20 protein-coding genes are annotated in these 20,761 nt (G+C 72.5%); 13 read left to right on the plus strand and 7 right to left on the minus strand.

Annotated elements, in window-relative coordinates:
- Positions 1-5: 5 nt before the first annotated feature.
- Both HHX40_RS27955 and HHX40_RS27960 read right to left on the minus strand, forming a co-directional pair.
- Positions 6-1,262, minus strand: a complete 1,257-nt coding sequence (locus tag HHX40_RS27955) for a class I SAM-dependent methyltransferase (protein WP_182876570.1) — start codon at positions 1,260-1,262, stop codon at positions 6-8.
- Positions 1,263-1,291: 29 nt separating this feature from the next.
- A complete protein-coding gene (locus tag HHX40_RS27960) occupies positions 1,292-2,662 on the minus strand; it encodes an FAD-binding oxidoreductase (protein ID WP_111697932.1) in 1,371 nt (456 codons plus the stop codon).
- A gap of 256 nt (positions 2,663-2,918) precedes the next feature.
- Here HHX40_RS27960 and HHX40_RS27965 point away from each other — a divergent pair, with 256 nt between their 5' ends.
- From HHX40_RS27965 to HHX40_RS27985, 5 genes are all read left to right on the plus strand, one after another.
- Entirely contained in the window at positions 2,919-4,037 is a 1,119-nt protein-coding gene (locus HHX40_RS27965) for a CaiB/BaiF CoA transferase family protein (RefSeq protein ID WP_182882945.1), read from the plus strand.
- 91 nt (positions 4,038-4,128) lie between these two features.
- Positions 4,129-4,971 carry an ABC transporter ATP-binding protein gene (locus HHX40_RS27970; RefSeq protein ID WP_182882946.1) on the plus strand — a complete coding sequence of 281 codons (843 nt, stop codon included), beginning with the start codon at positions 4,129-4,131 and terminating at the stop codon, positions 4,969-4,971.
- Positions 4,968-5,774, plus strand: coding sequence for an ABC transporter permease (locus HHX40_RS27975; RefSeq protein ID WP_182882947.1), 807 nt, complete (start codon positions 4,968-4,970; stop codon positions 5,772-5,774). Before HHX40_RS27970 ends, HHX40_RS27975 begins: the two co-directional genes overlap by 4 nt.
- 30 nt (positions 5,775-5,804) lie before the next feature.
- Positions 5,805-6,038, plus strand: coding sequence for a helix-turn-helix transcriptional regulator (locus HHX40_RS27980; RefSeq protein ID WP_182882948.1), 234 nt, complete (start codon positions 5,805-5,807; stop codon positions 6,036-6,038).
- Positions 6,035-6,580 (plus strand): hypothetical protein, encoded by a 546-nt coding sequence (locus HHX40_RS27985; protein WP_182882949.1) that lies wholly within the window; start codon positions 6,035-6,037, stop codon positions 6,578-6,580. Before HHX40_RS27980 ends, HHX40_RS27985 begins: the two co-directional genes overlap by 4 nt.
- Here HHX40_RS27985 and HHX40_RS27990 read toward each other — a convergent pair whose 3' ends face one another.
- On the minus strand, positions 6,581-7,090 hold the full coding sequence (locus HHX40_RS27990; RefSeq protein WP_182882950.1) for a GyrI-like domain-containing protein: 510 nt from the start codon (positions 7,088-7,090) through the stop codon (positions 6,581-6,583). It lies immediately after the preceding gene.
- A 104-nt stretch (positions 7,091-7,194) separates the two neighbouring features.
- Here HHX40_RS27990 and HHX40_RS27995 point away from each other — a divergent pair, with 104 nt between their 5' ends.
- The 5 genes from HHX40_RS27995 (at position 7,195) to HHX40_RS28015 (ending at position 13,438) form a co-directional block, all read left to right on the plus strand.
- Positions 7,195-8,634, plus strand: a complete 1,440-nt coding sequence (locus tag HHX40_RS27995) for a GuaB1 family IMP dehydrogenase-related protein (RefSeq protein ID WP_182882951.1) — start codon at positions 7,195-7,197, stop codon at positions 8,632-8,634.
- An 84-nt stretch (positions 8,635-8,718) separates the two neighbouring features.
- Positions 8,719-9,429, plus strand: coding sequence for a YrzE family protein (locus HHX40_RS28000; RefSeq protein WP_182882952.1), 711 nt, complete (start codon positions 8,719-8,721; stop codon positions 9,427-9,429).
- A 194-nt stretch (positions 9,430-9,623) separates the two neighbouring features.
- Positions 9,624-9,998, plus strand: coding sequence for an FKBP-type peptidyl-prolyl cis-trans isomerase (locus HHX40_RS28005; RefSeq protein ID WP_138462609.1), 375 nt, complete (start codon positions 9,624-9,626; stop codon positions 9,996-9,998).
- 258 nt (positions 9,999-10,256) lie between these two features.
- Complete coding sequence (locus tag HHX40_RS37935; protein ID WP_182882953.1) at positions 10,257-11,801, plus strand: glycosyltransferase family 39 protein; 1,545 nt, start codon at positions 10,257-10,259, stop codon at positions 11,799-11,801.
- A gap of 74 nt (positions 11,802-11,875) precedes the next feature.
- Complete coding sequence (locus tag HHX40_RS28015; protein ID WP_182882954.1) at positions 11,876-13,438, plus strand: ATP-dependent DNA ligase; 1,563 nt, start codon at positions 11,876-11,878, stop codon at positions 13,436-13,438.
- An 8-nt stretch (positions 13,439-13,446) separates the two neighbouring features.
- Here HHX40_RS28015 and HHX40_RS28020 read toward each other — a convergent pair whose 3' ends face one another.
- Entirely contained in the window at positions 13,447-13,971 is a 525-nt protein-coding gene (locus tag HHX40_RS28020; protein ID WP_244302322.1) for a DUF1707 and DUF4870 domain-containing protein, read from the minus strand.
- A gap of 224 nt (positions 13,972-14,195) precedes the next feature.
- On the opposite strand from HHX40_RS28020, the gene HHX40_RS28025 reads away from it, so the two are divergent.
- On the plus strand, positions 14,196-14,546 hold the full coding sequence (locus HHX40_RS28025) for a hypothetical protein (RefSeq protein WP_138462612.1): 351 nt from the start codon (positions 14,196-14,198) through the stop codon (positions 14,544-14,546).
- Here the strand turns inward: HHX40_RS28025 and HHX40_RS28030 are convergent.
- Complete coding sequence (locus tag HHX40_RS28030; protein ID WP_182882955.1) at positions 14,525-15,604, minus strand: DUF4192 domain-containing protein; 1,080 nt, start codon at positions 15,602-15,604, stop codon at positions 14,525-14,527. The genes HHX40_RS28025 and HHX40_RS28030 overlap by 22 nt on opposite strands.
- Positions 15,605-15,822: 218 nt before the next feature.
- Between HHX40_RS28030 and HHX40_RS28035 the strand changes: the two genes are divergently transcribed.
- The gene (locus tag HHX40_RS28035) at positions 15,823-17,415 is read left to right on the plus strand and encodes an ABC-F family ATP-binding cassette domain-containing protein (RefSeq protein WP_182882956.1); all 1,593 of its coding nucleotides are present in this window, start codon (positions 15,823-15,825) and stop codon (positions 17,413-17,415) included.
- Here HHX40_RS28035 and HHX40_RS28040 read toward each other — a convergent pair.
- A complete protein-coding gene (locus HHX40_RS28040; protein WP_182882957.1) occupies positions 17,388-18,227 on the minus strand; it encodes an EI24 domain-containing protein in 840 nt (279 codons plus the stop codon). The genes HHX40_RS28035 and HHX40_RS28040 overlap by 28 nt on opposite strands.
- A gap of 10 nt (positions 18,228-18,237) precedes the next feature.
- Positions 18,238-18,825: a Maf family protein gene (locus HHX40_RS28045; RefSeq protein ID WP_182882958.1), complete on the minus strand. Its 588-nt coding sequence runs from the start codon at positions 18,823-18,825 to the stop codon at positions 18,238-18,240.
- A gap of 56 nt (positions 18,826-18,881) precedes the next feature.
- Here HHX40_RS28045 and HHX40_RS28050 point away from each other — a divergent pair, with 56 nt between their 5' ends.
- Positions 18,882-20,753: a CASTOR/POLLUX-related putative ion channel gene (locus HHX40_RS28050; RefSeq protein WP_259403983.1), complete on the plus strand. Its 1,872-nt coding sequence runs from the start codon at positions 18,882-18,884 to the stop codon at positions 20,751-20,753.
- The last annotated feature ends 8 nt before the right edge of the window (positions 20,754-20,761 follow it).

The following is a 20,761-nucleotide window of genomic DNA, read 5'->3' on the forward strand; positions in this document are numbered from 1 at the left end:
AACCGTCACGGCCAGTCGAGGGACGGGCGCAGCGGCACGTGCGACCGTCCCTCGTCGAGCCGGACGCCGAGCACCTGGTGGAGCTGCACCTTGTTGCGCTCGAACCCGACCACGCACCCGGCCATGTAGAGCCGCCAGACCCGGGCGGTGCCCTGTCCGACCTCCTCCACGGCCTCGTCCCAGTGCTCGTCGAGGTTCTTGCACCACTCGCGCAGGGTCAGCGCGTAGTGCTCGCGCAGGTTCTCCTCGTGCCGGACCTCGTAGCCGATGTCCTCCATCTGACGGATCAGGTGGCCGACCGACTCGAGCTCGCCGTCGGGGAAGACGTAGCGGTTGATGAAACCACCCTTGTTCAGGGTCTTCTCCGTGCTGGTCGGGCGGGTGATGCAGTGGTTGAGGAGGCGCCCGCCCGGCTTGAGCTTGCCGTAGAGGAAGGAGAAGTACGACGGCAGGTTGTCCTTGCCGATGTGCTCGGTCAGGCCGATCGAGCTGACCCGGTCGAACCCGGTCTCGGCGACGTCGCGGTAGTCCATGAAACGGACCTCGGCGAGCTCCGACAGCCCGGCCTCGGCGATGGCCTTCTGCGCGTACTCGGCCTGCTGGCGCGACAGCGTGACGCCGAGGCCCTTCACGCCGTACTCCTTGGCGGCGTGCATGACCATGCCGCCCCAGCCGCAGCCGACGTCGAGCAGCCGCATGCCGGGCTTGAGGTCCAGCTTCTTGGCGACCAGGTCGAACTTGGTGTGCTGCGCCTCCTCCAGCGTCGCGTCCGGCCGGGGGAAGACCGCGCAGGTGTACGCCATGGAGGGGCCGAGCACCCACTCGTAGAACCGGTTGGAGACGTCGTAGTGGTGGTGGATCACCTCGGCGTCACGCTGCTTGGCGTGCCGGCTGCCCAGCTTCGCCAGCGTGCTCTGCCGCGCCTCCTGCGGCGGCGGCGGCACGCGCATCAGCAGCGGCTTGAGCCCGAGCGAGCGGGCCGCGGCGATCTTCTCGCCGAGCGGCAGGTCGTTGAGCGTCAGCGACCACATCCGGTCGAGCAGGGTGTACATGTCACCGTGCACGTCCATGTGCCCCGCGATGTACGCGCGGGCGAGACCGAGCTCCCCCGGCGCCTGCGCGAGGTAGGCCACCGCCGCCGGCGTCTTCACCTCGATGCGGATGTCCGCACCCGGGGATCCCGCCTTGCTGCCGTCGTAGGCGACGAACTCGACGCCCGCGTCAGGACCGACGATCTTCTCGAAGATCTCCGCAAGAGCCATTAAACCTCTCCCGACGTATCGACGCCCACCTACCTGGCCCTGACGCACTTGTCGTACAGGTCCAGCAGCCGGCCGCCCGGGTCGTAGGCGCTCTTGACCGGCCAGTAGGCGTCCCCGTTGTAGAGCCGCCAGAACTCCTCACGACCGTAGAAGGAGGTGGAGTACAGCGACTTGTGGCCGTCGAGCGCGTGCACGGCGCGCTCGATCAGCCGGTTGTGATACCCGTCGTACTGGCCCCGCGGCAGCGGCACCATCCCCCAGAAGCCGAAGTTCACGTACAGGCGGCCGGGTTCGAGGGGATAGAGCGACCACTCGCCGGTCGCCTTGAGCGGGCACATCCACACCGGGGTCATGCCGACCTCGCGGTGGAAGACCTCCAGGAACTCCGCGCCCCGCTCGACCGGGACCTCGACGTCCTGGATCACCGACTCGTGCACGGGGTTGTTCCGCCAGCGGTCGATCCTGGCCGTCAGCCCGTACCTCTGGTCGAGGCCGACGAGCCTGCGGTAGACGTCCGAGCGCATCCACCGGCGCGGCAGGAGCGAGCGGACCAGCGGCTGCTGCACCCCGAAGGCGCGCGAGCACCAGAACCAGTCGGTGTCCCAGCGCCACAGGTAGTCGCGGACGGTGAGCCAGTCGCGGGCGCGGCTGCGGATCGACTGGTAGTAGATCCGCATGCCGGTGTAGTCGGAGGTGTAGGGCGCCCGGTCGGAGAACGACCCGACGGTGACGTACAGCTCGTCGGGACTGAAGAACGTGCCGTCGACGAAGTCGATCGGCTCGCCGTCGTGCTCCCGGCTCTCGCAGATCTCCTGCATGGCGAGCATGCACTTGTCGGCGTCGTTGAAGCGGATGTGGGTCAGCTTGACGTACGGCTTCACCCGGGCCAGCTTGATGCGGATGCGCAGGGCGTAGCCGAGCGTGCCGTAGGAGTTGGGGAATGCCCGGAACAGGTCCGCGTGCTCGTTGTCGGCCCGGGCCACCAGAATCCGCCCGTCGCCGGTGAGGATCTCCAGTTCCTCGACCGACTCGTGCGGCAGGCCGTCCCGGAAGCTGCTCGACTCGATGCCGAGGCCGGTGACCGCGCCGCCGAGCGTGATCGTCTTCAGCTGCGGCACGACGTACGGCATGAGCCCGTGCGGCAGCGTGGCGTCCACCAGGTTCTCGTACGTCGTCATGCCCTGGACCTCGGCCGTCATGGTCACCGGGTCGACGTGGATGACCTGGTCCAGGTCACGGGCCGACAGCGACGCCGTCTTGGCCGGGGCCCGGAAGCGGAACAGGTTCGTCGTGGCCTTGGCCAGCCGAGGAGCGGCGTCTTCGGGGATGGCGGCGTAGGAGTCCCTGATCTGCTCGACGGCCTTTATATGGGCGGTCATACTGGCCGTGCGCTCTGGCATGACACCACCCCCATGGATCGTAGTGATCGCCTCTTGGCACGCTATCCCCGGACGGGGACGCAGACCAGAGTAGACACGTTACGCCCGCGAAAACTATCGAGTAGTCTCGCGACACCCCGTCGGCACAGATCGTATCCTTCCCGTGTTCTTCGCCTCGCGCGCCCCTGCCGTAACTGTGGAAACCGTCACGACCTGGGCCGACGAGTGTGTTCCACTGGGCTTCACTGGGCTTCCACCGGGCGGTGAGGAGGAACGCATGGAGAGGTCACGGGGGCCGCTGGCGGGGATCCGGGTGCTGGAGCTGGCCGGGCTCGCGCCGGGGCCGTTCGCCGGGATGATGCTCGCCGACCACGGCGCCGAGGTGCTGCGCGTCGACCGGGTGGCCGCGGTGGGCGACGAGCCCCGGCGGGAGGTGATGGACCGCGGCAAGCGGACGATCGGCCTCGACCTGAAGTCGCCCGAGGGGGTGGCCGCGTTCCGGCGGCTGGCGGCGCGGGCCGACGTGGTCATCGAGGTGTTCCGCCCTGGCGTCGCCGAGCGGCTCGGCATCGGGCCGGACGACCTGCACGCCGTCAACGAGCGGCTCGTGTACGGCCGGATGACCGGCTGGGGCCAGGACGGCCCGCTCGCCCACACCGCCGGGCACGACATCGACTACATCGCGATCGCGGGCGTGCTGTCGATGCTGGGCCGCGCGGGGGACAAGCCCACCCCGCCCATCAACATCCTCGGCGACTTCGCCGGCGGCGGGCTCATGCTCGCGTGCGGCGTGCTGCTGGCCCTGATCGAGCGGGAGCGGACCGGCCGCGGCCGGGTGGTGGACGCCGCGATGGTCGACGGCGCGGCGCTGCTGTTCTCGATGTTCCACGGCGCGGTGCACGGCGGCCACTGGGGTCCGCGCGGCACCAACCTCCTCGACACCGGTGCCCCCATGTACGACACGTACGAGACGGCCGACGGCGGGTTCCTCGCCGTGGGCGCGCTGGAGCCGCGGTTCTGGGCGGAGATGCTCGACCGCATGGGCGTCGCCGACCTGCCCGCCCGCGACGACCGGGCCAACTGGCCGGTCATCCGCGAACGGCTGGCCGAGGCGTTCCGGTCCCGTACGCGGGCCGAGTGGGAGGCGGTCTTCGAGGGCTCCGACGCCTGCGTGGTCCCGGTGCTCGACCCGCGCGAGGCCGCCGGGCACCCGCACAACCGGGCGCGCGGCACGTTCGTGGAGGTCGGCGGCGTGCCGCAGGCGGCGCCCGCGCCGCGGCTGGCCGGCGCCGGGCACGGTGACCTGTCCCCCGCCACCCGGTTGCACGACCTGAGCGCCTGGGGGCTGTCCAGCGACGAGGCGGAGGCCCTGCGCGCCGCCGGCGTGCTGGCCTGATCACGTGAATCACCCATCGATGGAGCAGGTCTTGAATCGAATGTAGTACACCTACTACATTCGAGAGCAAGGCTACTTCTTTGGAGGGCGCATGACCGATGTCGTCATCCGGGTGCGCGGGCTGCGCATGGCGTACGGGCCGGTGCGGGTGCTGAACGGCGTCGACCTCGACCTGCGCCGGGGCGAGGTGTTCACGCTGCTGGGCCCGAACGGCGCCGGAAAGACCACCCTGGTGGAGATCCTGGAGGGGTTCCGCACGGGCTGGTCCGGTGAGGTCGAGGTGCTCGGCGAGAACCCGGCGCGCGCCGGGGACGCGTGGCGGGCGCGGCTCGGCGTGGTGATGCAGTCCTGGCGCGACAATCCCCGCTGGCGGGTGCGTGACCTGGTCGCGCACGCCGCGGCGCACTACGACGCCCCCCGCGACGTCGACGACGTGCTGGCCGCGCTCGGGCTGGCCGAGGAGGCGCGGACCCGGGCGGGGGTGCTGTCCGGGGGCCGGCGCCGCCGTCTGGACGTCGCGCTGGGCATCGTCGGCCGGCCCGAGGTGCTGTTCCTCGACGAGCCGACGACCGGGTTCGATCCCGAGGCCCGGCGGGAGTTCCACCTGCTGATCGAGCGGCTGGCGGGCGAGGAGGGCCTCACCGTGCTGCTCACCACGCACGACCTGGCCGAGGCCGAGCGGCTGTCCGGGCGGATCGCCGTGCTCGTCGCCGGGCGGGTGGTCACCTGCGGCAGCCCGGCCGAGCTGGCGAGCGCCGTACAGGCTCCGTCGCGGGTGCGCTGGGACGGCGGGGAACTGGAGACCGCCGACCCCTCAGGCGCGGCCTGGGACCTGCACCGGCGGTACGGCGGCCCGGTCCCCGGGCTGGAGATCCGGCGGCCGACGCTGGAGGAGAGCTACCTGGACCTCATCGAGGGGGCGAGGACCCGATGAACGCGACGATGCTGAGCCTGACGAAACTGGGGGTGCGGCGGGGCTGGACCGAGCAGCTCAACCTGTGGAGCGACCGCAGGGAACTGCTCAACGCCCTGGTCGGGACTGCGGGCGTCTACACCGTGCTCGCCCTGTTCATCGGCGACGGCACGGTGCCCGGCACGACGGTGTCGATGGGGACGTACATGACACCGGGGTTCCTGGCGTTCGGGGTCTTCGCGACCGGGCTGACGGCGCTGCCCACGCTGATCGCCGCGGACCGCGAGGAGGGCACGCTCATGCGGGCCCGCACCCTGCCCGGGGGCGTCCGGGTCTACCTGACGGGACGGGCCGTCACCACGCTGCTGACGATCGCGCTGAACGCCGCGCTCGTCCTGCTGGTGGCCATGCCGCTGGTCGGCGTGCCGGCGCCGGCGACTCCCGGGCGGTGGCTGACGCTCGTCTGGGTCCTGGCGCTCGGCACGCTGTCCGTCGTGCCCATCGGCGCGGCGATCGGCAGCCTGGTGTCCGGCCCGAAGACGGCCGCGGCCATGCTCGCCCTGCCGACGATGCTCCTGATGCTCGTCTCCGGGGTGATGTTCCCGATCGAGATCATGCCGGGATTCGTGCGCGGCGTCGCCCAGGTCTTCCCGCTCTACTGGCAGAGCCTCGGGCTGCGCGCGGCGTTCCTGCCCGACTCCGCCGTCGCTGCCGAGATCGGCCGCGACCGGCCACTCGGCCTGGCCGCGGCCGTTCTGGGCGCGTGGGCGGTCGGCGGTATGGTTCTAGCCCCCTGGTTGCTGCGCCGGATCCGCGGGCGATGAGCGGACCCGGCGCCCCGACGGAGGTGAGGCGTGGCCGACGAGACGGTGTTCAACCGGATCGCGGTGCTGCGGGCCGACCGCGGGATCTCCCGGCGGGACCTCGCGGCGGCGCTCGGCGTGCACTACCAGACGGTGGGCTACCTGGAGCGGGGCGAGTACAGCCCGAGCCTCCACCTGGCCCTGCGGATCGCGGAGTTCTTCGAGGTGCCGGTGGAGGTCGTGTTCTCGCTCAAGCCCTTCCCCAGGCTGGGGAGCGCGTCGTGAAGTGGCACGAGAGGTGGGACGCGCACGTCGTACGGAGCATGGAGCACGAGAGGTTCGTGCCGCTCTACCGGACCCGTGCCCGGCGCCGTCTGCTGGTCGCCTCCGGCGCGACCGGCCTGCTGATGATGTGGGCCGACGCCGTCGTCACCTGGCGCATCGCGCCGAGCGACGCGGCGGTGGTGGCCGACTTCGTGCTGCTGGCCCTGATGCTCGTGCTCTACCTGCCCGCCGTGACGGCGCTGAACGCCGCCACCCGCGGACTGGCCTCGCTGCCGGAGCGCCGACTGGACGAGCGCCAGGTCGCGGAGCGGCTGCGGGCCTACACGAAGGCCAACACGCTGATGCGGGTGGTCCTCACCGTCGTCCTGGCCGTGGTCTTCGCCGTCATGTGGGGCGGAGGCCGTACGGCGCAGGTGCCTGCCGCCGCCGTCGTCCTCGTCCTCGTGGCGCTGTGGCTCACGCACCTGATCCTGCCGCTGCTGGTCGCCGGATGGCGGCTGCCCGACCCGCCTCCCGACGACGAGCCGGATCAGGCCGGATGATCAGGCAGGCGCGGCCTGAGCCTGCGCCGGGGGCCCGGAGGGTTCGCCGAAGGACGGCAGGGTCGCGACGTAGAGGTCGGCTCCGTCGGGATGGTGGATCTCCAGGTCGGTGGTGAAGGCGCGGGCGGGGGTCGCGCCCGACTCCGTGTGCGTCCACACCTGCTGCCAGGCGTCGATCAGCGCTCCGGGCATGGGTCCTCGCGCCTCGGCCAGCAGCGAGGGCACTCCGGGCACCCGTACGGCGACCATGCCCTCCGGCAGCCGCGCGGCCGTGCGCACCGCCACGCCGACGATCTGGGTGTAGGCGCCGTTGTGGTCGCTCTCGTAGTCCGTCAGCACGGCGTACAGGTTCTCGTCGACCCGGCCCGGCACATGGGCGAACGCCCCCGGCGCTCCGGCGCGGGCCCACAGGGCCGGCAGCCGGGCGAGGGCGGGGTCCGCCTCCGCCGCGTTGGTCGTCCGTACGACGTAGCCGACGACAAGCGTCTCCGGACGGTCAACGATGATCACTTGTGCTCCTCTCAGGCGAGGTCAATGTATCCCGTGTGCGGGTCTGCTCTCATCGGCGGGCGGGAATGCCGGAAATGACCGCTCACAACGTAGGCTGGACAAACGTGCGATTCCTCAACGATGTGACGCCGCCCTACGATCTCACGTACAGCGATGTCTTCATGGTGCCGTCCCGTTCCGCGATCGGGTCCCGCCTGGCCGTCGACCTGTCCACGGTCGACGGGACCGGCACCACGATCCCCGTCGTCGTCGCCAACATGACGGCCGTCGCGGGCCGCCGGATGGCCGAGACGATCGCCCGGCGCGGCGGCCTCGCCGTCATCCCCCAGGACATCCCGATCGAGGTCGTGGCCGACGTCGTCGACTGGGTCAAGAACCGCGACCTGGTCCACGACACGCCGATCGCCCTCACCCCGCACGACACCGTCGGAGAGGCGCTGACCCTGCTGCCCAAGCGGGCCCACGGCGCGGTCATCGTGGTCGACTGGGAGAACCGCCCGGTCGGCGTGGTGACCGAGGCCGACTGCCACGGCGTCGACATGTTCACCCAGCTCTCCCAGGTGATGAGCCCCTCGCCGCAGACGCTGCCGCGCGGGATCGACCCGCAGGCGGCGTTCGAGGCGCTGCACGGGGGCCGCCACCGGCTCGCCCCCGTCGTGGACGAGGACGGCCGGCTCGTCGGGATCCTCACCCGCACCGGGGCGCTGCGCTCCACCCTCTACCAGCCCGCCGTCGACGGCCGGAACCGGCTGCGGATCGCGGCCGCGGTCGGGGTGAACGGCGACGTGGCCGCCAAGTCCAAGGAACTGCTCGACGCCGGCGTCGACGTGCTGGTGGTCGACACCGCACACGGCCACCAGGAGAAGATGATCGGCGCGCTGCGGGCCGTACGCGCGCTCGACCCCGCCGTGCCGGTCGCCGCGGGCAACGTCGTCACCGCCGAGGGCGTACGCGACCTGGTCGAGGCCGGGGCCGACATCGTGAAGGTCGGGGTGGGCCCGGGCGCCATGTGCACGACCCGGATGATGACCGGCGTCGGGCGCCCGCAGTTCTCCGCCGTCATGGAGTGCTCGGCCGAGGCCCGCCGCCTCGGGCGGCACGTCTGGGCCGACGGCGGCGTGCGTCACCCCCGCGACGTCGCACTCGCTCTCGCGGCGGGCGCCGCCAACGTCATGATCGGCTCGTGGTTCGCCGGCACGTACGAGTCCCCCGGCGACACCCGCACCGCCGCGGACGGCCGCAAGTACAAGGAGAACTACGGCATGGCCTCCGCCCGCGCCGTACGGCTGCGCACCGCCGAGGACACGCCGTTCGAGCGGGCCCGCAAGGCGTTGTTCGAGGAGGGCATCTCGACCTCCCGGATGTACCTCGACCCCGCGCGGCCGAGCGTGGAGGACCAGATCGACGCCATCGTGGCCGGTCTGCGGTCCTCCTGCACCTACGCGGGCGCCACCACGCTGGAGGAGTTCCACGAGCGTGCGGTGATCGGCGTGCAGAGCGCCTCGGGCTACAGCGAGGGCATGCCGCTGCACCAGAGCTGGTGACCACGCCGATTCCCCGCAGGAATATCGGGCTCTCTCGGGGTAGTGCGTTCCTCGTACCGGCCGCACTATCCCGCGGAGGCGCTCATGGAGTACTCACCGGCCGCAGAGCCGGCCAGTCCGGCGGTCGACAGACGGCTGCTGGTCAGCTACGACAACTACGCCGCGGCGCAACGCGCCGTCGACACGCTGTCCGACGCCGGTTTCCCGGTGGAGAACAGCGCGATCATCGGCAGCGACCTGCGCCTGGAGGAGACCGTCACCGGGCGGCTCACCAACGGCCGGGCCGCGCTGACGGGCCTTATCAGCGGCGCGGTCTTCGGGCTCATCGTCGGCATGTTCCTCGGGCTGTTCACCTCGACCACGACCTCGTTCTTCGGGTTGGTGCTGTGGTCGATCCTTTGGGGAGCCGTCGCGGGCGCCGCCTTCGGCTTCGTCGGCCACGCCTTCACCGGCGGGACGCGCGACTTCTCCTCCCGGAGCTCGATCGTCGCCGGGCGCTACGACGTGCTGGTGGCCTCGGCCATGCTGGACCAGGCCCAGGCCCTGCTGCAGGGCGGGGTGCGGCCGGCCGACACCGTCGTCCTCCAGCGGCCGCCGTCCGCCGGGCCCGCGACGCCGGCCGTGACCACGCCCGTGACGCCGCCCTCGCCGGTCTCCGGCGACACCGCCCCGCAGGCGGACCTCCGTACGGACGAGGAGCGCGCGGACGCCCGCGACGAGGAGGTGCGCGACGAGCAGGCGCGTGACGAGCAGGCGCGTGACGAGGCCGGGCTCTCGAGGGGCCGCCGCATGTGACGCCCGCCCACGCTCTCAGGCACGACGACGGCGCCTTCCCCGCCCGGTGCGGGGAAGGCGCCGTCGTGTCGGCCGTCGTGTCGGCCGTCGTGTCGGCCGTCGCGTCGGGCGCAGTCGCGAGATCGGCGAGCGGGCCTGCCGGTAGAGTCGTCAGCTGGCCGGAACGTCCGGCACGGACAGAACAGGAGACCCACGTGGCACTGGAGAAGCCCGAGATCGACTTCCCCGAGGGCGAGCCGCCCGCCGACCTGGAGATCGCCGACCTCGTGGAGGGGACCGGCCCGGAGGCCAGGCCGGGGCAGAACGTGACCGTGCACTACGTCGGGGTGGCGTTCTCCACCGGCGAGGAGTTCGACGCCTCCTGGAACCGCGGGCAGCCGTTCCAGTTCCCCCTCGGCGGCGGCCGGGTCATCGCCGGCTGGGACCGCGGCGTGGCCGGCATGAAGGTCGGCGGCCGCCGGCGGCTGACGATCCCCCCGCACCTGGGGTACGGCAACCGCGGCGCGGGCGCCGTCATCAAGCCGGGCGAGACGCTCATCTTCGTCGTCGACCTGCTCGGGGTCGGCTGACCCCTCCCCCGCCGCCCTGTCACGCGTGCCCCCGGGACGTCCGGGCGTCCTGGGCCGGCGTCCCGGGCTCAGGGGCCGGGAATCGGGGGTCCGGTGCGAGCCCGAGGCGGGCCTGACGCGGGGCCCGGTGCCTGCGGGACGGACGCCGCCCGGCGGAGCCTATGAGGTCCCGGCCGCGTCGTGGATGATGGCCGCATGGACGGCGTCCCCCCTCACGACGGTCCCTCTCACGACGGTCCCTCTCACGACGGTCACCGCGTGGCCGCGCCGCCGAACGCCGCCGCGGGCGGCCCGGCGAGTGCCGTGCCTCCTATCCGGCCGCACCCCGTCCGCCCGCCCTCTGCCCGGCTGCCCTCTGCCCGGCTGCCTTCCGTCGGGCTGCCCCGGGCGGTGATCGCGCTCGCCGGCGCGGTCGTGGCCGTGCTGCTCGCGGTGAGCCCCTGGTACGGCTACCACCGCGACGAACTGTACTTCCGCATGCTGGGCGAACGCCCCCGGCTCGGATACTTCGACACCCCGCCGCTCACCCCGATGATCGCCCGGCTGTCGACGGCGGTATTCGGGGACACCGTCGTCGCGCTCCGGATCGTCCCCTCCCTGTGCGCCGGGACGCTGGTTCTGCTCGCCGCGCTGATCGCCCGGGAGCTGGGCGGCGGCCGGGCCGGGCAGGTCCTCGCCGCGGCCGGCACGGCGGGCGCGGTGCTGCCCCTGATCGCGGGGCACTCGCTGCTGACCCTCACTCCCGATCTCGTGCTGTGGCTCGCGGTCACGCTGTGCCTGCTCCGGGTGCTGCTGCGGGGCGACGGCCGCTACTGGCTCTGGACGGGCCTGCTGGCCGGGATCGCGTCCTACAACCGCGACCTCATCGTGCTGCTGCTCGCCTGCGCCGGGCTGGGCCTCCTCGTCACCGGTCCGCGCGAGGCGCTGCGGGACAGGCGCCTGTGGTTCGGGGCACTGCTGGCCCTGGCGATCGCCTCGCCCAATCTGGTCTACCAGGTCACCCATGACTGGCCGCAACTGCAGATGGCCGAGGCTCTGCGCGCCGACGAGGGGTCGGACAACCGCATCGCCTTCGTCCCCCTGCAGATCCTGCTGCTGGGTCCCCCGCAGGCGGTGGTGTGCGTGGCGGGCTGGCTGCGGCTCTGGCGGGACCGGCAGGTCCGCTCGCTCGCCCTGGCCTACCCCGTGGCCTGCGCGCTGGTCCTGCTCTCGGGGGGCCGCCCCGACTACACCGGCGCCTTCCTGCTCTACCTGTTCGCGGCCGGGTGCGTGACGGCTGCCGGATGGCGGAGGCGGACCGTGCTGGTCGTGGCGCTGGCGGCCAACGCCGTGGTCGCGGTGGTCCTGGCGCTGCCGGTCGTCCCGGCCGCGTCGCTCGCGGGGACGCCGGTCGCGGCGATCAACGAGGTCGCCCGCGAGTCGGTGGGCATGCGGGACCTGGCGGCGCAGGTCGGACAGGTGGTGGGCACGCTACCCGCCGATGAGCGGGCGGGGGCGGTGCTGCTCGCCGGGAACTACGGCGAGGCCGGCGCGCTGCGCCGCTGGGCGGGCGACTTCGGCCTGCCCGCCGTCTACAGCGGCCACAACGAGCTGTGGTGGTGGGGCCCGCCGCCGGAGGGGACCCGGGTGGCGGTCTCCGTCGGCTATCCGCCCGGCCGCCTCCGCACGGTCTTCGCCGACTGCTCGGTCGCGGGGACGGTGACCGGGATGCCGGGCGAGGAGCAGGGCGTGCCGATCACGGTCTGCCGCGATCCCCTCCGGCCCTGGCGCGATCTGTGGCCGCTCGCGCGCCACTACAGCTGACGGCGACACTACAGCTGACGGCGACTCGCCCCCCTGCCTGGGCAGGTGCCCATCCGGTAAGGCAGGATTACGTTGTGTTGCTGATCGACCTTGCCCGGACCTCCGCGGCCGTGGCGGCGGACTCGGCGCGGCTGGCCAAGATCAGGCACCTGGCCGAGCTGCTCGGCAGGGTGGGCCCGGACGAGGCCGAGATCGCCATCGCCTACCTGTCGGGGGAACTGCCACAGCGTCAGATCGGCGTGGGCTGGCGGAGCCTTTCCGACCTTCCCGAGCCGCGCCAGATCGCCACGGCGACCCTCGGCCAGGTCGACGCGCTGCTCGAACGCATCAAGGCCCAGACGGGGACGGGTTCGCAGGCCGCGCGCCGGGAGCTGCTCGGTCAGCTGTTCGGCGCCGTGACGCGGCAGGAGCAGTCGTTCCTGCACCGGCTGCTGACGGGCGAGCTGCGCCAGGGGGCGCTCGACGGCGTGATGATCGAGGCGATCGCCAGGGCGGCGGACGTGCCCTCCGCCGAGGTGCGCCGGGCCCTGACCCTGCGCGGCTCGCTGCCCGCCGTCGGCGCGGCGGCGCTGCGCGGCGGGGTGGCGGAGCTCAAGGCGTTCCATCTGGAGGTCGGGCGGGCCGTCGCGCCGATGCTCGCGCAGAGCGCGGCCAGCGTGACCGCCGCGCTGGAGAAGGCAGGCGCTCCCGCCGCGGTCGAGTGGAAGCTCGACGGCGTACGGGTCCAGGCCCACCGGTCGGGGGACGACGTCGCCGTCTTCACCCGTACGCTCGACGACATCACCGGTCAGGTGCCTGAGCTGGTGGAGGCGGTGCTGGGCCTGCCGGGCACGGACCTGGTCCTGGACGGCGAGGTCCTGGCGTTGCGCCCCGACGGCCGTCCCGAGCCGTTCCAGGTCACCTCGGGCCGGGTGGCCAGCAGGACCGGCGTCGCGTCGCTGCGGGAGACCGTGCCGCTGACCGTCTTCTTCTTCGACGCCCTGCGGGTGGGCGGGGCCGACCTGCTCGACCTGCCCGACCAGGAGCGGCACGCCGCGCTGGAGACGGCGGTGCCGGCCGGGTTGATCACCCCGCGCCTGGTCACCGCGGACGCCGAGGAGGCCGAGGCCTTCTTCGGCGACGCGGTACGCCGCGGGCACGAGGGCGTCGTCGTGAAGTCGCTGGGCACGCCGTACGCCGCGGGCAGGCGGGGGGCGGGCTGGATCAAGGTGAAGCCCCGGCACACCCTGGATCTGGTCGTGCTGGCCGCCGAGTGGGGCAGCGGACGACGCCGGGGCTGGCTGTCGAACCTGCACCTCGGCGCCTACGACCCGGAGACAGGCGGCTTCGTGATGCTCGGCAAGACGTTCAAGGGCCTCACCGACGAACTGCTGACCTGGCAGACCGAGCAGTTCCTGCGGATCGCGGAGAACCCTGCGGACGGCCCTGCCGATGGCCCTGCCGAGAGCCCTGGGGACGGCCACGTCGTCACGCTCACGCCCACGCTGGTCGTGGAGATCGCCTTCGACGGAGTGCAACGGTCCAGCCGCTACCCCGGGGGCATGGCGCTGCGGTTCGCCCGGGTGCTGCGCTACCGCCCGGACAAGCGGCCGGAGGAGGCCGACACCGTCGCCACCGTCCGCGCGATCATGCCCTAGCCGCCCGCCTACTTGACGAGGCGGACCGTCAGGGGATAGCGGAACTCGGTGTCGGCGATGGCCGACACCCCGCCGACGACGGACAGGACCAGCCCGAGGACCCAGACCACCGGCACCAGCACGACCCCGATGACGGTGAACGGCAGCAGGACGGTCGCGCCGAGCACGGTGAGGTGGAAGTTGAGCGCCTCCACCGCGTGCCGCCTGATGTAGGGGGACGTGCGGCCCGCCGTCACCATCATCAGCAGCGGGCCGATGACGAAGAAGCCCGCCAGCGCGAACAGGTGCGAGGCCGCCGCTCCGGCCCGGTCGCCCCCCTCCAGGGCGGAGGCACGGCCGGTGTACGCGGGCGGCCGGGGCACGTACGCCGGCCGGGCGCCGTACAGGTCGTTCATGATCGGCGCGAGGTCGGCGTGGGTGCGGGCGGTCATCGCCCGGTCCAGCCGCTCGTCCATCTCGTGCTTGTCGAGCCTGCCCTCGGCGTAGGCCGCCTTGACGTGCTCGACCACCTGCTCACGGTCCTGGTTCGTCACGCGCAACTGAGGGTGCGGCATGGGGGCCGGGCGGCCCTGCCACGGTGGTGTCGCTGTCGCGGGCATCACAAACATCGCCTTCCGTCGACGGCCTACTCGGCTTGTCTCAAGTCTGCCTCCATCCTGCTCCGGAGAGGCGGCCCCGGCATCAGGGACATCCCCGACATGGCCCCGAGACCGTTCCCTTAACGCCATCGTGATCTGCGACGCGGTATACAAGCACTATGAGATGGCGAGATCGTTACGGGCTCCGGCGGCGGCGCGGCCTCCGCGTGGCCAAGTTCGACCGCGAGGCGACCGACGCCGACATCGAAGCGCTCATCGAGTTCGCCAAGACCCGCCGTGGCGTGGAGTTCTACGTCGAGCCCGAGACCTTCGCCACCGACACCACGGCGGTGGCCGTGGCCCACGACGGGGAGTGGACCCGCCGCCGCGTCGGATCGCCCGCCGTCATCGCCAAGGTCGCCAGAGATCTCGCCCTGCCGGTCTACGACGTGCAGCTCACCGGGTATCCCGCGCGGATGCGCGCCTACAACGAGCGCCGTCGTCAGGCTCAGGACAGCGACCCGGTCTGAGCCGGGGCCAGCAGCGCGCGCAGCGGCGCGAGCCAGACCGCTCTCGGGGCGCCCATCTCGTCGTCGAGTTCCTCGGGAGTCGGCATGCGGTCGCGGAGCATGGCGGGCGACATCATGTGCGTCAGCGCCTGCCGCAGCAGGAGCGCCATCGAGTAGCCCGGATCGGCGTCGAGGGCCCGCTCCAGCGCCATGCCGGCCAGTGCGCACTCCCCCCGCTGCCACGCGGCCGCCGCCAGCAGCGAGGCCGCGGGAGCGGCGTGGCCCGGCTCCAGCCGCCGGGTGAGATCACGCCACAACGCCAGATGCGCGTCCCGGTCGTCGATCAGCGCCCACGCCTCGTCCCGCACCCGGACCACGGCGAGGTCCAGCCCGAGCCGCGCGGCCTCCTCGTCGCCCAGCCTGCCCCCCGAGGCGTACAGGCCGATCGCGGCGCGCACCCGCTCCAGCGCGTCGGCGACGAACCGCGCGGCCTGTTCGTCCGGGCCCGCCGCCGTCTCCATGGCCGTCTCCATGGCCGCGAGGCACGTGCGCAGGGCCGCCGTGACGCGGAACGTGGCCTGCCGCATCCGCGTCCCGCCGGACGGCTGGACGGAGCGGCGCAGGCTACCCCGGTCGGGCAGCGCGACCAGCCCGTGCATCACGGCCGTGGCCGCCACCCGGCTGCCTCCGGTGTCGTACGGCGTGCCCTCCGCGGGGCAGCAGGTCGCGCCCGTGCAGGAGTAGGACCAGTAGCGCCCGCCCTCGGCGCGCAGGCTCTCCGTCACCCGGATGTCCCCGGCCCGCAGCAGCCGGGTCACCTCGTCGACGACGGGGGTCACGAGGGCGCCCGGGCCGTACCCGACGAGGAACGCGGAGGTCACCGCCTCACGGCGGAGCAGCGGGACCAGCCGGTCGATGTCCCGGGGATCGGCCGGGAGGTCCCACCGCGTCGTCAGCCGCACCTCGGGACCGGTGGACCCGGTCACCACGAGGCTGTCGGTCGGGTGGAAACCGACGAGGTAGGGCACGGCGGAGAGGATGTCCGCCGGGGTCGAGAGCACGAGCTTCGGAGTCGTCATGGCGGCAAGCCTCTCCGGACCGTCGCGCCCCCAGGACGGCCGAAGCGCGTTCTGGGGACAGCCGTCCCCTGTGGACAACCCGGCAGCCGGAAAACCGTTGGCGTCGGGCCGGGCACTCGGCCTACGCTCGGCGCCATGTCTCTGCCCCGGATCTCTTAGCTCGGACACCCGCTTCCACGCCACCCGTGTGTCCTTGAGCTTCTCCGGAGCGTCAACAAATGATCACCCTTCGCGGTGTCGACGTGCGCGTCGGCGCCCGTCTCCTGCTGTCGGACGTCAGCGCCCACGTCGCCCCCGGCGACCACGTCGGCCTGGTCGGCCGCAACGGCGCGGGCAAGACCACCCTGCTGAAGACCCTGGCCGGCGAACTGCAGCCGGTCGCGGGCACCATCACCCGGACCGGGGAGGTCGGCTATCTCCCGCAGGATCCCGCGACCGCCGATCCGTCCCTCTCCGTCGCCGCCCGCATCCTGTCGGCCCGCGGCCTCGACGAGGCCGAGCGCGCGCTGCGCGCCGCCGGGGCGGCCATGGCCGACCCCGCCGACCAGAAGCGGGCGATGCGGCGGTACGTCCGGGCCGAGGCGGAGTTCGAGGCCCGCGGCGGATACGCCGCGCAGGCCGAGGCCGCCCGCATCGCCGCCGGGCTCGGCCTGCCCGACCGGGTCATGACCCAGCCGGTCGGCACCCTGTCCGGCGGGCAGCGCCGCCGCGTCGAACTCGCCCGCACCCTGTTCGCCGGGCAGGACACGCTGCTGCTCGACGAGCCCACCAACCACCTGGACGCCGACTCCGTGGCCTGGCTGCGGTCGTTCCTCGCGAGCCGGACCGGCGGGCTGGTCCTGATCAGCCATGACACCGCGCTGCTCGACGACACCGTGAACAGGATCTGGCGCCTCGACGCCGACCGGGCCGCGCTGGAGGTGCACAACACCGGCTGGCGCACCTATCTGGCCGACCGTGACGCCGCCGAGCGCGGGCGCGCCCGGCAGCGGGCGGTCGCAGAACGCAAGGCCGCCGCGCTGCACGCCCAGGCCGACAGGATGCGTGCCGGCAAGTCGACGGCCGTGCGGGCCAAGGAGATGGCGCGCCGGGCCGACCGCATGCTGGCCGCGGTGGAGCCGGTCCGCCGCGCCGAGAAGGTCGCCCGCATCCGGCTGCCCGAGCCCGCCCCCTGCGGCCGCACCCCGCTCGGCGCGATCAGCCTGGCCAAGGCGTATGGCGACCTGCGGGTGCTGACCGGCGTGGACCTGGCCGTGGACCGGGGCAGCCGGCTCGTCGTGCTTGGTCTCAACGGCGCGGGCAAGACCACGCTGCTGAAAATCCTGGCCGGGCGGGAACGCCCCGACTCAGGCCGCGTGGTGCACGGGCCCGGTCTGCGGCTGGGCTACTTCGCGCAGGAGCACGACACCCTCGACCCGGCGCGCACCGTCGCCCAGAACCTCGCCGCCGCCGCGCCGCACCTGGGCGACGGCGAGGTGCGCCGGATCCTCGGCTCGTTCCTGTTCGCGGGGGATGACGCGGGTAAGCCCGCGGGCGTGCTGTCCGGCGGCGAGAAGACCCGTCTGGCGCTCGCCACCCTGGTCAGCTCGCAGGCCAACGTGCTGCTGCTCGACGAGCCCACCAACAACCTCGACCCGGCGTCACGGGACGAGGTGCTGGCGGCGGTCGCCTCCTACCAGGGCGCCGTCGTGATGGTGACCCACGACGAGAAGGCCGTGGAGGCTCTGCGTCCCGACCGCGTCCTGCTGCTGCCCGACGGGGCCGAGGACATGTGGAACGCCGGCTACGCCGGTCTCGTGTCCCTGGCCTGACCTCCCGGCGCCCGACCTCCTGATGCCTGATCTCCCGGTGCGGGCGCCGGCGCGAGCCGGAGGCGGACGAGCATGGCGGCGCCGGCGACGGCGCCCGGCATCGCGACCACGCTCACGAGCGGCACCATGAACGAGAGGAAGAGCGGCACGCCGAACCCGAGCGTGACCGGCAGGTTCGCGCGGAGCAGGGCGAAGCGCTCCTTGCGCCGCAGGCCCCGCCGCTCCATGGCGAGGGCGGTCAGCTCGACCGTGAGGAAGAACCCGGAGACGAACGCGCCGACCACGGGCACCACGGTCTGGCCCACGACCGGCACGAACCCGAGCACGAACAGCGGCACCGTGAACAGCAGGACGTACCACAGCGTCACGAGGCTGTCGCGGACCGACCGGAACAGCGACGACCAGAAGGGCAGCTCGCCGCCGCCGGGAAGCCCGCCCAGGTCCTCCTCGACCTTCTCCGAGAGCTTCTCGTAGAACGGGTCGCCGATCACGAGGGTGACGGCGGTGAAGGTCAGCACGGAGAGCGCGAGCCCCACCACGAAGATCATGAAGCCGACCAGCGCGCGGAACGTGTCCCGCCAGCCCCAGTTGTCAGCGAACGGCGTCACCCAGGCCGCGACGTCGGTGGCGTGCGTGCCCAGCCACACCAGCGCCACGATGTAGAGCGCGAGCGCGATCAGGGCCGGGATCAGCCCGAACACCCACCAGCCGGGATGCCGGGCCACCCATCCGAGCCCACGGAAGCAGAAGCCGATCCCGTCGGCGAAACCGCCGACGCCACGCCGCCCGGCGGCCCGCTCGTTGCCACTCATGGCGGGCAGGCTAGCGCCAAAGGCTCGTCACCGGCACGCCGAGATCGGCGAGCAGGCGGCGGATCAGCGGAAGCGAGATGCCGAGCACGTTGCCGTGGTCGCCCTCGATGCCCTCCACGAACCAGCCGCCCAGGCCGTCGAGGGTGAACGCCCCCGCCACCCGCAGCGGCTCACCGCTCGCGACGTACGTGCCGATCTCCTCGTCCGACGGCGTGCCGAACCGCACCACGGTCGCGGCCACCTCGGACCGCGTGCGTCCCGCGGCCACGTCCTTGACGCAGTGGCCGGTCAGCAGCCGGCCGGTCCTGCCCCGCATCATGTGCCAGCGGCGCACCGCCTCCTCCGGCGTCCCCGGCTTGCCGTACGCGACGCCGTCGAGTTCGAGCACCGAGTCGCAACCGATCACGATGCCGTCGCCGAGGGTCAGCGACACCGCGACGGCCTTGGCCACGGCCAGCTTCAGGCAGAGCTCCTCGGGAGTGGCGGCCGTGATCGCGTCCTCGTCGACCCCGCTGACGATGACCTTCGGGTCCAGTCCGGCCGCCCTCAGCACACCGAGGCGGGCGGGCGAGGCCGAGGCGAGCAGCAGTTCCGTCACACGACGAAGCCTAGTCGCTTCTACTATGTCTGACGTTTACCGATCACATGCGGGGGATGCCGGTGTCAAAAGCCACGGTCAAAGAGCGTGCGCGCTACTGGTTCGACAACACCATGTCCAAGGGCACGACCGCCCTCATCGGCTGGCTGGCCCTGGTGTCGCTGGCGCTCATCGTGGTGGTCAGCGCGCTGACGATGTGGCTCGTCCCCGACGAGGCGCTCCGGCACGACGGCTGGCCCGGGGTGCTGTGGCTGTCGCTCATGCACGCCCTCAGCCCGGGCAAGATCGCCGGAGACGCCGGCACGGCGCCCTTCCTCGCGATCATGCTGGGCGCGTCCCTCGGCGGCATCTTCATCGTGAGCATCCTCGTGGGCGTGCTCTCCGCCGGTCTGCGCGGCAAGATCGAGGAGCTGCGCAAGGGCCGCTCCCGTGTGATCGAGAGCGGCCACACCGTCATCCTCGGCTGGTCCGAGCAGCTCTACACGATCGTCTCCGAACTCACGAAGGCGCACGCCAGCCAGCACGGCTCGGTCATCGCGATCCTGGCCGACAGGGACAAGCCGGCCATGGAGGACGCGATCCGGGCCCGGGTGGGCGACACGGGCAGGACGCGCCTGGTGTGCCGCACCGGCCGGCCCACCGAGCCGGCCGACCTCGACCTGCTGAGCCTGAGCAGCGCGCGAACGATCGTGGTGCTGTCCCCCGAGACGGAAGACCCGGACGCGCACGTCATCAAGACCCTGCTCGCGCTGGCCAAGCGGGCGGGCGAGCATCCTCCGGTGGTCGCCGCCATCGCCTCCTCGCGCAACATGGCCGCCGCCCGGCTGGCCGGAGGGCCCGGCGTCCACCTGGTCGACAGCGACGACATCGCCGCGCGGCTGATCGTGCAGTCGTCCCGGCAGTCCGGCGTGTCCGTCGTCTGCATGGATCTGCTGAACTTCGACGGCGGTGAGATCTACCTGCGCCGCGATCCCGCCCTCGCCGGCAGGTCGTACGGCCAGGCCCTCGACGCGTACGCGACCGCGACCGTCCTCGGCCTGCGCGCGCCCGGCGGTGTGGTGCTCAACCCGCCGCCGGACACGGTGATCGGGACGTCCGACGAGATCGTCGTGCTCGCCCAGGACGACTCGCTCATCCGCCTGGCGAACGGAACGGCTCCCGCGGACGAACGGCACATCGTCCCCGCGACGGCCCCGGAGCCGGCCCCCGAGCGGACCCTGATGCTCGGCTGGAACGGCCGGGCCGAGCGGATCATCCGCTACCTGGACGGCTATGTGACCCGCGGGTCGGTGCTCGACGTCGCCGGCGACCATCCGGGCGCCGGCGCCGGCCTGGCGGACCTGCGCAACCTCACGGTGAACGTCAAGGAGTGCGACGGCACCGACAGGTACGCCCTGGAGTCCCTCGGCGTCGGTGTCTACCAGCACGTCATCGTGCTCTCCGACGACCGGTACGAGCCCCGCCACGCCGACAACCGGACGCTGATGACGCTGCTGCAGCTGCGCGACATGCAGGCGACCCTCGGGGAGAAGTACTCGATCGTGAGCGAGATGCACGACGAGAACAACCGGGCGCTCGCCGAGGTCACCGAGGCCGACGACATCGTGATCAGCGACACCGTCATCGGCCTGCTGCTCGCTCAGCTCGCCGAGAACCCGCACCTCGCCGAGGTCTTCGGCTACCTCTTCGACGCCGCGGGCTCGGAGGTCTATCCCCGGCCCGTGGAGGACTACGTGACGACCGGCCGGCCCGTCGCCTTCCGCACGATCGTGGAGTCGGCCCTGCGCCGTGGCGAGACCGCGATCGGTTATCGCATGGCGGCGAAGTCCGGGGAGCCGCCCCACTACGGCGTCGTGCTCAACCCGGACCGGTCCCGGGCGGTGACGTTCACCCCGGGTGACTCCGTGATCGTCCTCGCCGAATGCTGAGCCCGGCC

Source organism: Microbispora sp. H10949 (assembly GCF_014161435.1).
In the GTDB taxonomy this organism is placed as follows: Bacteria; Actinomycetota; Actinomycetes; order Streptosporangiales; family Streptosporangiaceae; genus Microbispora; species Microbispora triticiradicis.

Excerpts from the sequence above, each read along its gene's own strand:
- HHX40_RS27955 (WP_182876570.1), bottom strand. The coding sequence starts at position 1,262 with ATGGCTCTTGCGGAGATCTTCGAGAAGATCGTCGGTCCTGACGCGGGC.
- HHX40_RS27960 (WP_111697932.1), bottom strand. The coding sequence starts at position 2,662 with ATGCCAGAGCGCACGGCCAGTATGACCGCCCATATAAAGGCCGTCGAG.
- HHX40_RS27965 (WP_182882945.1), top strand. The coding sequence starts at position 2,919 with ATGGAGAGGTCACGGGGGCCGCTGGCGGGGATCCGGGTGCTGGAGCTG.
- HHX40_RS27970 (WP_182882946.1), top strand. The coding sequence starts at position 4,129 with ATGACCGATGTCGTCATCCGGGTGCGCGGGCTGCGCATGGCGTACGGG.
- HHX40_RS27975 (WP_182882947.1), top strand. The coding sequence starts at position 4,968 with ATGAACGCGACGATGCTGAGCCTGACGAAACTGGGGGTGCGGCGGGGC.
- HHX40_RS28000 (WP_182882952.1), top strand. The coding sequence starts at position 8,719 with ATGGAGTACTCACCGGCCGCAGAGCCGGCCAGTCCGGCGGTCGACAGA.
- HHX40_RS28025 (WP_138462612.1), top strand. The coding sequence starts at position 14,196 with ATGAGATGGCGAGATCGTTACGGGCTCCGGCGGCGGCGCGGCCTCCGC.
- HHX40_RS28030 (WP_182882955.1), bottom strand. The coding sequence starts at position 15,604 with ATGACGACTCCGAAGCTCGTGCTCTCGACCCCGGCGGACATCCTCTCC.
- HHX40_RS28035 (WP_182882956.1), top strand. The coding sequence starts at position 15,823 with ATGATCACCCTTCGCGGTGTCGACGTGCGCGTCGGCGCCCGTCTCCTG.
- HHX40_RS28040 (WP_182882957.1), bottom strand. The coding sequence starts at position 18,227 with ATGAGTGGCAACGAGCGGGCCGCCGGGCGGCGTGGCGTCGGCGGTTTC.
- HHX40_RS28050 (WP_259403983.1), top strand. The coding sequence starts at position 18,882 with ATGCCGGTGTCAAAAGCCACGGTCAAAGAGCGTGCGCGCTACTGGTTC.